Source organism: Methanosarcina sp. MTP4, assembly GCF_000970045.1.
Lineage (GTDB): Archaea > Halobacteriota > Methanosarcinia > Methanosarcinales > Methanosarcinaceae > MTP4.
Window position 1 is genome coordinate 3,290,083 of sequence record NZ_CP009505.1, and the last position, 14,833, is coordinate 3,304,915.

Sequence of the window (14,833 nt, forward strand, 5' to 3'; positions counted from 1 at the left end):
TAGGGCAATTGATAGCTATTATATACTGAATATCTCTTTTTTTCGTTCAATTGGGTGAGTGCTATGGATAGAAGACAACGTTTCAAAAAATATGACTGGTTAATCTCAAAAACTCAAAGCATACTTAAACATTATAGCTGTCCTGAATCATGCAATGCGAGTTGCTGCAAAAATCATATTATTGATTTTCATAGAAAAGAATATGAGAAAATATTAAAAAATGTAGATAAAGAAAGTGTGAATATTTTAAAATCGAATGCGGTAAAATCAGAGTTGAAAGGATGTTATAAAGCAATAAATGCCGTCGAACAATGCCCATTATTGATAAACTCAAAATGCAGAATATACGATAATAGGCCGGAAGCCTGTAGAACTTTTCCTTTTGTAATTTATCCGGATGCGGAAATCGGATTTGGTTTAACGTTGTTATTGTGTCCGATGTCTGTTAACATAGTTCGAGATTATGCACAGTGGTATAAGGCGGTAAACTCAATAATGCATAGTCAATTAACTGACTTGTACGAACAGTATAGAAACATAGATAAAAATAATGATTTTTGTATTGAAATGAAAGAGCAGAATTTAGATTCGTTCATAGAATTTCTTGAAAGGAAGTAATCACTATTCATTTCCTTTTTCTTGCCGGTTTGTGTCAATGTCTCGAATATGCCCGCAGCGACCGCCTTTGACCAGATGTTGTTACCCACCCTGGGGGGATAAAGACTGTCGACCAGCCGTCAGGGCTCCCGACCAAGCAGGTCGAGATGTCACCCAGCCTGGAGACATAATCGAAGCAGACTTCGCGCCGGGCTGCTCGTACTTATGGGTCCCTTTCACTTCTTCATGAGGAACTGAGAAAAAAGAAGGATTTGAAACGATAACAGAGAAAGTGTCAGACTTATTTTTAAAAAAACAATTTTAGAGTGCCTCAGAACTCATAGGGTTCATCACGAATCAGAATAATTTTTCATCATAGGCACTCGCTCTTGATATTATCAAGATAATTGATATTTCAGATATTCCGGATTATATATTCGGGCAGGTAATTAAACTCTCAGTCCCAAACCGGAACTTCCCTGCCCGGTAAACTCTCAGTTTCCGCCGTGAAGTTCAGCTTCGATTTCGGCAGCAATCTCTTTTGCGGCTTCGCCGGGGTTTTCGGCTTTGTAGATACTTCTTCCGACGATCACCCAGTCAGCACCTGCTGCGATGACGTCCGAGGCTTTTCCACCCTGGGCTCCTACTCCAGGGGAGATGATTGTGAGTTTGTAGCCGATGACTTTGCGGATATCCCTGACCCTTTCAGGCCGGGTTGCAGGGGCAACGAGCCCGAAGGCTCCGGCTTCGAGAGCCATCTTTGCTATGGGTTCTGCTGCGGCCTGGAGGAACTGGGCACCTCCGGGGTGGCTCATTTCACTTACCACGAAAACATCTTTTTTATATTCGGAAGCGACTTCAATGCAGGCTTCAAGACTGTCTTTTCCGGTAAAGCCCTGGACGATTACGGCCTCGGCACCGGCTTCAAAGACCTGGTCACAGATAAGGCGGTCTGTGTTCGGGATGTCAGCAACCTTGAAATCGGCAATAATGGGCGCGAATTCGGCAAGTTCCCGGATAATTCCAAGCCCTGTGGCGAGCACGAGGGGGTATCCGACTTTGATTGCGTCCACGAATTCCCAGACTTCTTCGGCAATTCGGAGGGCATCTTCCCTGTTAGTCACATCAAGGGCAAGAATAAGGCGGGTCTTTTTTTCCATTCAATCACCTCAAAATCATTTTATGCTCGTTATTCAGAAAGCCGCGTCCGGACTGCCGCGACCATAAGAGGGAGAGTAATAGTTGCATCTGCGTAGACAGTTACCGAACGGGCCTTTTCCCCGACTTTTCCCCAGGACTGGGCTTCGTCCAGGGTAGCCCCGCTAAGGCCGCCGGTTTCGGGCCGGTCCATTGTAAGCTGGATGGCGTAGTCAAAAGACCTGGGGGTCACAAGCATGGACTGGAGGATGTAGTTCTTGGGCACACCTCCCCCGATCAGGAGAGCCCCGGCACTTTCGGCTTCATAGCAGATATCCATGAACTCGTGCATGTCCGCAAAAGCGTCCACGGTAAAGGAGGAGTTTCCTTCTTTGTGCAACCAGGCCTGCAGCCCGATCACCGAGTCCTGGAGCGCAGGGCAGTAGACGGGTACACCCATCTCTGCGGCGGTTTTCAGGATTGAGGAGTTATCGTCCAGGTTCTTTCCGATTTCCGTGAGGACCTGCCGGATCGAGAGCTTTTCCTGCGGGAGCCCGGCGTAGACATCCTGCAAAAATTCCTCAAGATCAGTGAAGTGCCCGTCAGGAAGGTAGACGTCGTAGATCCGGTCAATGCACTCATTCCGGAGCTGGATGTCGTTCACGTGCTCATTACCCTTGTAGTGGTGCAAGCCCAGAGCCTCAACCGTGTCATGCACCATGTTGGCACCGGTGGTGACCAGGACGTCAATATGCCCGTCCCTGATCAGGTCAGCAACGACCTGCCTCATGCCCGCGGGAGTCATGGCTCCTGCAAGCCCGAAAAACTTTGTAGTTTTTTCCGAAGCCAGCATCTCAGAATAGATATCGACAGCCTCGGCAAGCCTGCCAGCCCCGAAAGCACAGCCGGCATATTCACTCACAAGCTCGTCCACGCTCATACCAGGGACTATTTTTGCGCCTTTGATAGGAGTTGAAAGTTTATTACAGGAAGTCTCAGAGTCCATTCATTTCCCTCAGAAAGTTGAAAAGTGTCAGGATAATCACCATAGTAAACAAAGTATCTATAGATTGTACATACAGGAAATTTATATTCTGGATGAGTTACATAGTAGATGAGTTATACTGTATTTTATATTCAATATTCCTTTATCTTCCTGATTCTAGGTTGAATACGTAAGTGCTTGATAAACCTTACCTTTTGAAAAAATTAGGAAAGGTAGGAGAAGAGAGAACAGAGGGAAAAATATCCATAAGGCATAGTTTGTATTCAAAAAAATAGGGTATTGGATTATGCAGGAAGACAGAGATGGCAGATGATGCAGGAAAATAGGGAAATTAGATGATGCAGGATGAAATAATCAGGTATGAAGGCGTCGGCATGACGTACAACAGTAAAAAAGTGCTTTCCGGTTTTAATCTGAATATTAAACGGGGCCAGAAAATCCTGCTGAAAGGCAAGTCAGGGGCAGGAAAATCGACCTTATTCAAAATGCTGCTGGGTTTTGAAAAACCGACAGATGGTGCTCTCTATTACAGGAACCAGCCCGTGGACCCCAGCCGTGTATGGGAAATTCGAAAAGAGGTCGCCTATGTGTCCCAGGAAACTGACCTGGGAGAAGGCCCCGTAAAAGTCCTGCTTGAAGAGATCTTCTCGTACCACCCAAACCGGGATAAAATGGACCCCAAAAAGCTGCAGGTACTCATGCAGGATTTCGAACTGGAAGAAGACACCCTTGATAAAAATTATGAAGATTTGTCAGGAGGGGAAAAACAAAGGATCGGGATCCTGATCGCCCTCATGCTGGGAAGAGAAATATTTCTCCTGGACGAAGCTACTTCAGCCCTTGATTCCGAACTCAAGGAAAAGGTCGCGGAGTATTTTCTGAAGCATGGGAAATGGACACTTTTTATTATCTCCCACGACCGGGAATGGGAAAGGGAGGAAGTAAAAGTAGTAGAACTCAAAAAACAGGCAGTTGAGGGAAAACAGATAACTGAAGGAGGAATTTAAGATGGCGGGCCCGGAAATACCAACCCCTGAAATAACGGTCCTTTCCCTGATCATGTGTTTCCTTCTGCTTGCCATTCCCCTAGCCATCAGCTACAGGATAAAACTCCATGTCATCAAAGCCACTTCAACTGCTGTTGCCCGAATGACTTCCCAGCTCTTTTTGGCCGGAGTGCTGTTAACGGTCGTCTTTGACCTTAACAACTGGATTTTGAGCCTGGGCTGGGTGCTCGGGATGGTAACTGTTGCGACTTACACTACCATTAAAAATGTAGAACTTAAAATGGAAAAGCTCTTTCTGCCCGTTATACTTTCCTTTGCTATTACTAACCTCAGTGTGCTCCTGTATTTCAACGAATTCGTGCTGGACCTAGAAAACATCCTGGAAGCCCGCTTCCTCATCCCCATAGGAGGAATGATCCTCGGAAACTCTCTCAGAGGAAACGTGGTAGGGATAGGGGAATTTTACGAGGATATCCGAAGAAACGAAAACAGGTACCTCTACAACCTATCCCTGGGGGCAAAAAAGTACGAGGCACTCATGCCCTATATCCGGAAATGCCTTCGTTCGGCACTCCGCCCAACCCTTGCAAACATCGCAACAACCGGAATCGTTTTCCTCCCAGGCATGATGACCGGACAGATCCTGGGGGGAGTAACTCCCATCCTCGCAATAAAATACCAGATCACAATCATGATCGTGATCTTTGTCTCCACAGTAATGAGCACGACCTTTTGTATCCTGAGTACTATCCGGACTGCCTTCGATGAATACGGGCTCGTAAGAAAGGAAATATACAAAGAAAAAAAGTTAAAACAAAAAGTGAAACATAAAAGTGAAACATAAAAGTGAAACATAAAAAAGTGAAACAAATCACGCGAAAGGCACGTAAAAAATCACACGTAACCGGTGATATCCTGCCCTATGGACGTAGTTTTCCTTACACAGTCATCTCCATATTCTATCATGTTCTCAACCGCGCCTTTCAGGATAGAAGGATAGATCTGTCCGACCTGTTCCCACAAAGGCTTCCCGTGGCAGAAGATTTTGAATGTTGGAGTCCCCTGTACCCCATACCTCTCCGCAGTCCAGGGATTCGTTGCAACGTTTATCCGGACAAAGACCGCTGAGTTCCTGAATTCCTTAGCGTAGTCTGCAAAGTAGGGCTCCATCACTTTACAGAAGGGACAGCCGGGGCTGTAGAACATTACAATAGCAGGTTTTCCAGAGCTTTCCACAAGTTTTCCCCAGGTCGAATCCTCGGCTTCAATTACATGATTTTCATCCAATTATAGCACCCCAGTATTAATCCAAAAAGAATTAAAAAATACTATGTTTATTACCCCTATTAAAATGTGACTTAAAAGAAGAGCAGTAAAACCAGAAGAAAAAAATCATACGAAAAAAACAGGGTAAAAAAAAGGAAAAATGGGAAGCCAGGATAAGTAAGACAGGAAAGCAGTAAAACAAAAACAAGAAAAACTAGACCAGAAAAACGAAATGAAGTAATATTAAAAGGTAAAAAGTAGAAAAACTATTTGAACAGAACTGCTAGAATAACAGTTCTGTCCTTTTCGGGCTCAAGACCCGGTAAGGAACTGAAATTTCGGTTATTATACCCTGAAATATGTTGGTTTCAAATCCTGGAGAGAAAAAGAAGCTCCACAAAAAAACTCAAACTTCGTCTTTTTCATACTCGGGATTCATAATCTCGTCGTAGCACTCGCTACAGATGTAATTCTCGTCGGTATGTACGCAAAGATCCACTTTGGGGCCGCTTGGCTTTGATATGGCTTCCCTGAACACGTAGAATTTCTCATTGAATTCTATTGGCTGTGCGCACCTTCCGCATACAAATGGCGGATTCTCAACAACATCAATTGCGCACTCGATACATATCAAATCAGACTTATCTCCGTGGACCTCCTTGAATGTGATTGGCTTCATATCGAGGCTTGTGTCTACTACAACTACATCCTCCAGAAGCTCCTGACCACATATATTACAATACTCCTTCATTGTGTTGCCTCCTTTCTGAAGAGGGTTCTTTGACAAACCTTTTTCAGAGCCTGCAAGAGGCTTTGTGCCCGCCGCACTTGTGCTCATTTGATCACCAGCTTTCCTTTATTATATTATAGATTCCACACTTGGATTCCACACTTCCGAATTTCGCCACTTTGCCATTTTTCAATTTTTTTTAGTCACCTGTAAATGCCCTGGATCCGGCACTATATATTAGCCGGATTCAAACACTTACCAGTGTTTCAGCAAGGGAAATGTCAACCGGACCGAATTGGACAAACCCGACACGGCAAAAACATATTTATTTTTATTTAAATGTGTATAAAGAAACACTTTAAGCTCAGGGGTCAAAGCATCTCAAGAAATCTGCCGGAAATCCGGGCTTTCGGTCACTATTATCAACTTCCCTATGTAAATATACGTTTTGAAACTATATACAGTTATTCATTTTAGTCAAAATTTGACGAATAATAACATAAATAATAATTACAAATCAAACCCGGTAGGACACTCTGGAGAAAATACAGCCCACAAAATAAACAAAAAAATAGCCCATAAAATAAACAAAAAATAGCCCATAAATAAACAAAAAAATAGCCCATAAATAAACAAAAAAATAGCCCATAAAATAAACAAAAAATAGCCCATAAATAAACAAAAAAATAGCCCATAAATAAACAAAAAAATAGCCCATAAAATAAACAAAAAAATAGCCCATAAAATAAACAAAAAAATAGCCCATAAAATAAACAAAAAAATAGCCCATAAAATAAACAAAAAAATAGCCCATAAAATAAACAAAAAACGGTTCACAGAATAAAACAAAAATGAGAAACGAGATAAATGAGACAAAGAATTTTATCATTCCTTGTTCAATAGATAAGGGGGGAAGAAAAGCACGGTTCCTTGCTTCAAAAAATTCAGGCGAGACTTCTCCTGGAGAAACTTCTCTTAATTGTTTTCAGAATTTAGAAAATAAGTATCAATCAACAGGACTGAAAAAATGCTCAAGCAAAGATTTGTGCTGGACACCACCGCACTGACTGACCTGCAGACCCGGGAGGTTATGGGTTATGCTGCCCTTTGCGAAGGGATGAAAGCAATCCTTGACCTGATAGCCGAAGCCCGTCTGCAGTTCGGGATAAGCTGTTATGTGCCCTACCCTTCGGTCTACAAGGAGATGCACGAATTTGCCAGTCGAAACGGCTGCGACCGGGAAGTTATGGCAAAAATCGACACCTGGCTTGTGAAAAAATCCCCTGACAGGTACCAGGTGGACGTAACATCCCAGATCTTCCACGAATATGTGGCTTACATGCGGGAAAGGATCAACCGGGGGATGGGGGTAGCAGAAGATGCGATATGGGAAGCCGCAACTGAATGTCTCTTTATGGAAAACCCACAGACCAAGAAGAAGGAATACAAGGAAGAGGTGGAAAGGGAGGTCATAGGCGGGATTATCGGGAAATTCCGAAACAAGTACCGTGCAGCACTACGCTACGGAATCCTGGACAGCGCCCCTGATATCGATGTCCTGATCCTGGCAAAGGAACTGGACGCTGCGGTGGTCGCAAGTGATTACGGGATAGAAAAGTGGGCGGAACAGCTCGGAGTCCGTTTCGTGCCCGCGAACACATTTCCGATGATGATAAGGGAATACCTCAGGCACGGCCCGGAAAGTGGAAAGGGAGCAGGGCTGGAAAACGAAACCAGCAAACAAGAGTGAAAGGGTTGAAAAGAAAGAATTTACGTTAATCATTTCGTTTTGAGTACTATATTTGACATTTGCAGCACATAACCGGGAAGATAAGTGCCAACGGTTCATTGGAAATAATTCGGTTTACTGAAAATCATTCGGTTTACTGATAATTATTAGGTTTACTGACAATTATTCGGTTCACTGACAATTATTCGGTTCACTGGATATTTTGTATATAGGAAATAGCCGGGGGAAAAAATTTGAGAAACATCGTCATTGAAGAGTTGAAAGCTTCTGAAGTCTATCGGCAAAGGGTAGAAGTCGTCGAGAGAAAAGGACTTGGACATCCGGATTATATCTGTGACTCGATCATGGAACAGGTCTCGGTCCGCCTGTCGGCGGAGTACCTGAAAAACTTCGGGGCCATCCTCCACCACAACATTGACAAGGGCCTGCTCGTTGCAGGAGAAGTCGAGGGAAAATTCGGGGGAGGTAAAGTCATAAGCCCGATGCGGCTCATCTTTGGAGATCGGGCGACCTTTGAAGCAGGGGGGGTGGAAATCGATGTGCCGGGCATTGCTGTGGATACGGCAAAGCAATGGCTTTCCGGAAACCTCCGCTTCGTGGACCCTGAAAGCCTCTTTTACCAGGTGGAACTGAAAAAAGGCTCTGCCGAGCTCACGGACATTTTCAGCCGGGGAGGGGAAATCCTGGGGGCAAATGACACTTCTGCTGCTGTGGGTTACGCTCCCCTCAGCCCCACGGAAAGGCTGGTGCTCGAATGCGAACGCCACCTTAACTCCGGGAAGTTCAAGAAAGAACACCCGGAATCCGGGGAAGATATCAAGGTAATGGGGCTCAGGCATGATAGAGAGATCCACCTGACCGTTGCCATGCCCCTCATGGACCGCTTTGTGGAATCGGAAACCGATTATTTCAAAAAGAAAGAGGACCTGCACGGCAGGATTGAGGAATTTACCGCGGGTTTTGCGGAAAAAGAAGAGGCGGAATCCGAAACTTCCATTGACCTGAAGCCCTCGGTTTCCCTGAACACCCTTGACGCCCCAGGAAGAAGCCTGGAAGGAGTTTATACCACAGTTACGGGCACTTCTGCAGAAGATGCGGACTGCGGGCAGGTAGGGCGTGGAAACAGGGTAAACGGAATCATACCCCTGAACCGGCCGGTAAGCAGCGAAGCCGCCGCCGGGAAAAACCCGGTAAGCCATATAGGAAAGATCTACAACCTGCTCTCCCACAGGATAGCGGACAGGATCTACCGACAGGTCCCCGACATAGCGGAAGTTTATGTCTGGCTCCTTAGCGAAATCGGGACCCCGATCGATAAGCCGCAGATTGCAACCGCCCAGCTTATCATGAAAAAAGGCTTTGCCGGGGATGTGGAAGAAGAAGCCGCAGAGGTCATAGAAAAAGAGCTCGAAAACATCCAGGCCTTCTGCACGGAACTTGCGGCAGGAAAGATTCCAATTTGCTAAAACTCCCAAAAATAGATAAAAGCTTATGCCCCGGCAACAAAAGCGATCAGGGCAAAGAGCATGGCAATCTTGAACATTTTAGAGGATTTGGTGGGGGAGTCCTTTACCAGGAGCTGGTAGATGGCCAACAGGAAGCCTAGGTCAGCCAGGAAAACAAGGTAGAGGTAGCGCATACCCAGGATGGACATAAAGTAGGGGAGAGGGCTTAATAATACAGCCAGAAACCCGATAAGTACCGCAAGGTATCCCGCCTTTTTTGCCCCGATCCTGAGCGGCAGGGTGTCGGCGCCTTCCTGCCTGTCCCCTTCCATATCTTCGATGTCCTTTACGATTTCCCGGGCCGTAATGGCAAGGGCAGCGAGCAGGAAAAGGACAAAGAGAACTTCAAGCCCCCTAATCCCGAAAACAGAAGCTCCGAACAGGAAAGTCGAACCGGTAAGGCAACCTATGCTCAGGTTCCCGAATAAGGGAGTGCTTTTCAGGGTTTTCGCGTAAAAGATCAGGAGCAGGGAATTGAAAAGGGCGATGGAACCGCAGGCAGGGTTGATCGAGAAAGCAAGGACTGTACCCAGGGCAAAGAGGAAATAAGAAAAATAAAGGGCTTCCTTTGCACCCACCCTTCCGGAGGGGATCGGACGTTCAGGGCGATTGATGGAATCGATTTTGATGTCAAAAAAATCATTGATGGCATTTCCTGCCCCTGAAACGAAAAACACAACAAGGAATACGAGAACAACATCAAGGAAAGGAAAAGCCCCGGGCTGATACGAACTCAGGGGGTCCGAAGTAAGGATATTGAAAGCAATCAGCGTCCCTATAACAGCAGCAAACCCTGCCATAAGACAGTTTCCGTACCTCATCAGTTCCAGATATGTGCGTATTCCGCCAGACATCACAAGAAAGCAGCATTATAAAGTATTAAAAGTATCGGAAATGTCCGCCTGGAATCCCGTATGCCCAAAGGAGATAAAAATTCTAAAAAAAGGACAAAAGATAACTGAAAATTTCAAAAAAGGAAAAAATAACTGAAATTACAAAAAAAGGAAAAAATAACTGAAATTACAAAAAAGGAAGAAAGAGGAGTAAAATTACAGGTTGATTTTTACCGCAAGCATCCTGTCAAGAGCTTCTTTTGCCCTTTCCCTTACATCATCGGGAACGGTTACCACACTCTGCATGTTTTCAAGGGAAACAAGGAGATTTTCGAGGTTAACCATCTTCATGCTGGGGCAGCATGCGTATTCGGAGATGCAGTAAAATTTCTTTTCAGGAGCCTCCTTTAAAAGCGCATGTATCAGCCCGCATTCGGTCCCAACGATGAATTCCCTGGCTTTTGATTCTTTTGCATACACGATCATGCCCCTGGTGCTTGCCACTTTTTCGGCAAGTTTGAGAACCTCGGGGCGGCACTCGGGGTGAGCAATGAACTCAGCTTCGGGATGTACCTCTTTCATCCGCAGGACATCCTCCCTGAGGACCTGGTGATGTGTCGGGCAGTGCCCTTCCCAGGGAATGATTTTCTTATCCGTGTGAGTTGCCACATAAGCTGCAAGGTTTTTATCCGGCACAAAGATAACTTCATCGGCGTCAAGAGAATTTACCACTTCCACGGCATTTGCCGAGGTGCAGCAGATGTAGGACTCCGCTTTGATCGCTGCCGAACTGTTCACATAGCAGACAACAAGGGCATCAGGATGCATTTCTTTAAGCTTCCGGAGGCCAGGCACATCCGCCATGTCAGCCATGGCGCAACCTGCATCTATTTCCGGCAACAGCACGGTTTTGTCCGGGCAGAGGATCGCGGCACTTTCCCCCATGAAATGGACGCCGCAAAACACGATTACATCCGCACCCTGGCGGACAGCTTCCTGGCTCAAGCCCAGGGAATCCCCCACAAAATCCGCAACATCCTGGACTTCAGGGCGGGAATAGTAATGAGCAAGAATAACTGCATTTCGTTTTTTCTTCAACTCTTTGATCCGTTCTATAAGCTCTGCTTGCTGCATGGGACCACCGAAAATTTTTGAAAGGAATATGATTTGAAAATATAATTTACAATTTCGTTACAATTCATGAGGTCAATTTATGGGTTTGAGATTTCATCAAGTCATTTTAGCGCAAAATGAAATTCAAATAATCAGGTGCTAAAAGCACACATAATACCTGTTCAGTTGAGCGTACCTGCTTAACTCTCCCGAACTATATAATCATTTGTGAGCACATTTCAGGTAGCAGAATGAAATTATAAAAAAAATATTATATAAATATATAATATGGGTAATAAAATGAGGGTGAAGAATAGGGGAAAGAAGGTTAAAAGGAAGATAAGGAAGGAAGTAAAATAAGTATTTTTGAGAAGAAAGTTTCAATCGTTTAAAACAACCCTTTTAAAGTAACCTATTTTAAAGTAACCTATTTTAAAGCAACATTATTCAGGTCCCAATCTGGAGAGGATTCACAATCTTTTTTAAAGTGGAAATCGCAGAAAGAGCAGCGAGATAGCTGGTACGGGGGTTCTCCGGCGAGGGGAGATTTTCGACTCTGGTAGAAAAACTGCCAAAATCACCTTCCACCCTGACCTCGTGAATATTCCGTGAAAGGACAGGGTCAGCAATGACCTTAACCTTCGTTCGATCAAAACCAATTCCAGCGAGGCTGATAGTTGCTGAGACATTAACATTTGCAGGGAAAGCTTTCACGGCTTCGGAAGCCGGACCTTCAAATATCACGGTTTCACGGTCTATTTTTTTAAGGTCTATGCCCTTCTCCACAACAAAAGGAGCCCCTTCAAGCCCTGAAGGAGGTTTCCTGGTGGTCAGGGTTACAGAGGAGATATCTGCGGCAGATGCGGAGATCAGCCCGTCTATTCCGACCACTGCGCCCGAAGGGAAGTAGAGTTTACGGTTGAACTTCCTGGCAAGCCCGAAGACCTTCTCCCTGAGTTCCCGGTCCGCAAAAGCGCCGACGCTCAGGACAATCACGTCACATCCTGCTTCAAGGGCTTGCGGGACGATTTCCCTAACTGCCCCATGGGAAGCGCATTCAACTAGCAGGTCCACATTTTTTACAAGTTTTTCAAGCTCCATATGCTGAGGCTTACATGTATTTAAGGAAGCCGCAAGATCCAGAACTTTACTTTTTGTAGAGTCGCAGAGCCCGTACATTTCAACATCTATCGCTCCTTCATCAACAGCCCTGCAAATCTGTCCGCCAATAAATCCACAGCCAACGATTCCGACTTTCAGCATACAAACTCCTGAAAAAATAATCAATAAATTCGAGATAATCCTTATAAAAAGCTCTCTGAAGCCCTAAGAAGAGGGAGAACTGAGGGGTACTGTATATACTCACCCTCCTTAAACCTTCTGTTGTCGGGTTTACCTCATGTGTCTCCCTTTTATTATCGCGATATACAAAACAAAAACGTCAACTAACCGGAAAATCAAATAACAGGAAAATCAAATAACAGGAACATAAGGAATTTGATGAAAACTCCCACACCCCTTATAAATCACGGGCAACATAAAGTAGCATGGGTAAAACATCATGCTTATAAAAGATATCGAACGCTTTATAGAGGAAGATCTGGGATATGACGATGTTTCATGCACCATCGTGCCTGATGAACCTTCAGAAGCGGTTATATTCACAAAAGAAGATTGTACTGTTGCCGGAATAAGGGAAGCTTCGGCAATCTTTTCTTACCTTGGAGTCCGGGCCAAAACCGATCTGAAAGACGGGAACAGGCTCCGAGCGGGAGACGTTATTTTCCGATTGAGTGGGGGAGCGGTTTCCATTCTACAAGGAGAACGACTGGCCCTTAACTTTCTCGGGCACCTGAGCGGGATTGCAACGCTTACCCGGACCTGCGTGGACATTACCAGGAAGCATTCGGAGCACACCAGGGTGGCATGCACGAGAAAGACCACGCCTGGGATCCGAAAATTTGAGAAGAGGGCTGTTGTTGCCGGAGGAGGGGACCCGCACAGGTTCAACCTCTCGGACTCAGTCATGATAAAAGACAACCATATCAAACTCATGGGAATCGAAGCCGCAATAAAAGCAGCCAGAAAGACGAGCTTTACCCGGAAAATAGAGGTAGAGGTAGAATCCGCAGAAGACGCAGTTCTGGCTGCAAGGATGGGCGCGGACATAGTCATGCTAGACAATATGCAGCCGAAAGAAATCCGAAACACCCTGAAAGTACTGGAAGAAAAAGGGCTGAGAGGTAACGTTCTGGTCGAAGCCTCGGGAGGGATTTCCGGAGAGAACCTTGAAGAGTACACAAAAACCAGGGTAGATGTCATATCAATGGGTTCCCTAATCCACCGGGCCAGATGGATAGACATCAGCCTTGAAATGGTTAATTCGGGGGATACGGAGAATCCGGAATAAGCCACCTTAATTGACATTTTAAAAGAACAAAATAAAATAACCAGATAAAATTTTAAATGAAAATAATATAACGATGAAAAGAGGAAAAGATCATAAGCTTTATATCTGGTTTTGCTGAAGATAAATAAGCGTAAATCAAAAAAATTGAGAAGGAAAATGACCCCATAAAAAAAATCTTTTTTTATAAAAACCTGAGGTAGCAGAATTGAAACTAAAAAGGATCCATATACCTGTTCTATGTGCATTTTTCATCCTGCTGATGCTCGGCGGCGCGGCATCGGCCAGAGCGGACGTATATGAAGGGGATATCGAAGAAGGAGACGGGTACCAGCTGAACAACTACGTGATTGAAATCACGGATGTCTTTGTGGAAGCAAATACCGCCTCTTATTATGTGTACGAAAGGGAAAAGAAAGTTGAAGACGGGCTGCTGGACATAAATGAGAGTTTCGAATTTGATTTCGACGACGACGGAGAAGTCCAGATGCGCCTGAAGTCCGTACACGCAGGAGTAGTACCCAGAGCCACGGTCGAGATTACGATATCCAACTACAACATAGGAGACCTCTACATAAATGATCTCGTCGACGGAGGACATTCTGCGGCAGACTTTGCAGGGGACCCCGAAATTGAAATAACAAAAAAGGTTGACCAATCCGAAATCGAGATAGGGGAAACCATAACCGTGACGGTTAACGCAAAGAATACCGGAAATGATGCCGCAAATAATGTGTTATTTACGGACCCAAAGCAGGAACACTTCGTCCTGGAAAAGACAACGTACGAAGTCACGGGTGCGATCCCGGAAATCGACGTAGGGGAATCAATACCGGTATACATATATGAGTTAAAGGCAACAGAAGCAGGGACCTATGACCTCAAACCGGTCACTGCAAGTTACACCAACAGTGCATCTCAGGCTTACCAGTCAAGTTCGAATACTCCTACGATAACCATAAGCGAGGGGAATAAAAAGAGCGCCCAGATAGAAACTTCAATGGACTTGGACCTGACGTCCGTAGAAAGAAACGGAAAAATTATCTCAACCATCATCCTCAGGAATACCGGTGATGCTGCCGCAAAGGCTGTCCGGCTGGACATCTCGCTCCCTCAGGGTCTCGAATATGAAGGAGGAGATGAGGACATAGAGCTCATAGGCGGGAACCCCAGGATATATATCGACACTCTCCAGGCAAACAACGATAAAGAGTACAGCTATGCATTAAAGGCAAACGAAGTGGGTACCTACACCATTGCAGGAGAGCTTTCGTACGAGTATAACAACGAAGTGGACACCGAAAATATAAAAGAAAGTGCAGAAGTGAAAACCTCCAGCATTTACGTGACAAAAGGTAAGTTCGATTACCTCTTTGAACAGCCTGTGTACGTATACATAATCCCCCTCCTGATCCTTGGAGCAGTCGGTGTGCACATCTACAGAAAGCACAAAGAATACAAATACTAAGAGATTCTTTATTG

The 14,833-nt window shown here is 45.1% G+C and carries 15 protein-coding genes; 7 read left to right on the forward strand and 8 right to left on the reverse strand.

Features of this window, described 5'->3' with window-relative positions; genetic code table 11:
• The first annotated feature begins 63 nt into the window (after window positions 1-63).
• The gene (locus tag MSMTP_RS13760; RefSeq protein ID WP_048180503.1) at window positions 64-618 is read left to right on the forward strand and encodes a YkgJ family cysteine cluster protein; all 555 of its coding nucleotides are present in this window, start codon (window positions 64-66) and stop codon (window positions 616-618) included.
• Between the two features lie 34 nt (window positions 619-652).
• Here MSMTP_RS13760 and MSMTP_RS20405 read toward each other — a convergent pair whose 3' ends face one another.
• From MSMTP_RS20405 to MSMTP_RS13770, 3 genes are all read right to left on the reverse strand, one after another.
• Window positions 653-775 (reverse strand): hypothetical protein, encoded by a 123-nt coding sequence (locus tag MSMTP_RS20405; protein ID WP_369799644.1) that lies wholly within the window; start codon window positions 773-775, stop codon window positions 653-655.
• A gap of 316 nt (window positions 776-1,091) precedes the next feature.
• A complete protein-coding gene (gene pyrF, locus MSMTP_RS13765) occupies window positions 1,092-1,757 on the reverse strand; it encodes an orotidine-5'-phosphate decarboxylase (RefSeq protein WP_048180508.1) in 666 nt (221 codons plus the stop codon).
• A 29-nt stretch (window positions 1,758-1,786) separates the two neighbouring features.
• Window positions 1,787-2,740 (reverse strand): deoxyhypusine synthase, encoded by a 954-nt coding sequence (locus tag MSMTP_RS13770; protein WP_048180511.1) that lies wholly within the window; start codon window positions 2,738-2,740, stop codon window positions 1,787-1,789.
• A gap of 335 nt (window positions 2,741-3,075) precedes the next feature.
• On the opposite strand from MSMTP_RS13770, the gene MSMTP_RS13775 reads away from it, so the two are divergent.
• Window positions 3,076-3,747 (forward strand): ATP-binding cassette domain-containing protein, encoded by a 672-nt coding sequence (locus tag MSMTP_RS13775; protein WP_231582794.1) that lies wholly within the window; start codon window positions 3,076-3,078, stop codon window positions 3,745-3,747.
• 1 nt (window position 3,748) lies between these two features.
• Window positions 3,749-4,591 (forward strand): ABC transporter permease, encoded by an 843-nt coding sequence (locus MSMTP_RS13780; RefSeq protein ID WP_048180513.1) that lies wholly within the window; start codon window positions 3,749-3,751, stop codon window positions 4,589-4,591.
• A 50-nt stretch (window positions 4,592-4,641) separates the two neighbouring features.
• On the opposite strand, the gene MSMTP_RS13785 is transcribed toward MSMTP_RS13780, so the two are convergent.
• Together MSMTP_RS13785 and MSMTP_RS13790 are read right to left on the reverse strand one after the other, a co-directional pair.
• On the reverse strand, window positions 4,642-5,034 hold the full coding sequence (locus tag MSMTP_RS13785) for a co-chaperone YbbN (protein ID WP_048180515.1): 393 nt from the start codon (window positions 5,032-5,034) through the stop codon (window positions 4,642-4,644).
• A gap of 385 nt (window positions 5,035-5,419) precedes the next feature.
• Entirely contained in the window at window positions 5,420-5,851 is a 432-nt protein-coding gene (locus MSMTP_RS13790; protein ID WP_197076091.1) for a hypothetical protein, read from the reverse strand.
• Window positions 5,852-6,770: 919 nt separating this feature from the next.
• On the opposite strand from MSMTP_RS13790, the gene MSMTP_RS13800 reads away from it, so the two are divergent.
• Together MSMTP_RS13800 and MSMTP_RS13805 are read left to right on the forward strand one after the other, a co-directional pair.
• Entirely contained in the window at window positions 6,771-7,493 is a 723-nt protein-coding gene (locus tag MSMTP_RS13800) for an RNA ligase partner protein (protein WP_048180522.1), read from the forward strand.
• A 233-nt stretch (window positions 7,494-7,726) separates the two neighbouring features.
• Window positions 7,727-8,959: a methionine adenosyltransferase gene (locus MSMTP_RS13805; protein ID WP_048180524.1), complete on the forward strand. Its 1,233-nt coding sequence runs from the start codon at window positions 7,727-7,729 to the stop codon at window positions 8,957-8,959.
• 23 nt (window positions 8,960-8,982) lie between these two features.
• Here the strand turns inward: MSMTP_RS13805 and MSMTP_RS13810 are convergent, their stop codons facing one another.
• From MSMTP_RS13810 to MSMTP_RS13820, 3 genes are all read right to left on the reverse strand, one after another.
• Complete coding sequence (locus tag MSMTP_RS13810; protein ID WP_048180527.1) at window positions 8,983-9,852, reverse strand: geranylgeranylglycerol-phosphate geranylgeranyltransferase; 870 nt, start codon at window positions 9,850-9,852, stop codon at window positions 8,983-8,985.
• 195 nt (window positions 9,853-10,047) lie between these two features.
• A complete protein-coding gene (nadA, locus tag MSMTP_RS13815) occupies window positions 10,048-10,965 on the reverse strand; it encodes a quinolinate synthase NadA (RefSeq protein WP_048180529.1) in 918 nt (305 codons plus the stop codon).
• A 426-nt stretch (window positions 10,966-11,391) separates the two neighbouring features.
• Window positions 11,392-12,207 carry an aspartate dehydrogenase gene (locus MSMTP_RS13820; protein WP_082090630.1) on the reverse strand — a complete coding sequence of 272 codons (816 nt, stop codon included), beginning with the start codon at window positions 12,205-12,207 and terminating at the stop codon, window positions 11,392-11,394.
• 298 nt (window positions 12,208-12,505) lie between these two features.
• On the opposite strand from MSMTP_RS13820, the gene nadC reads away from it, so the two are divergent.
• Both nadC and MSMTP_RS13830 read left to right on the forward strand, forming a co-directional pair.
• Complete coding sequence (nadC, locus tag MSMTP_RS13825; RefSeq protein WP_048180532.1) at window positions 12,506-13,354, forward strand: carboxylating nicotinate-nucleotide diphosphorylase; 849 nt, start codon at window positions 12,506-12,508, stop codon at window positions 13,352-13,354.
• 205 nt (window positions 13,355-13,559) lie between these two features.
• On the forward strand, window positions 13,560-14,819 hold the full coding sequence (locus tag MSMTP_RS13830; protein ID WP_052718409.1) for a BatD family protein: 1,260 nt from the start codon (window positions 13,560-13,562) through the stop codon (window positions 14,817-14,819).
• Window positions 14,820-14,833 lie beyond the last annotated feature (14 nt).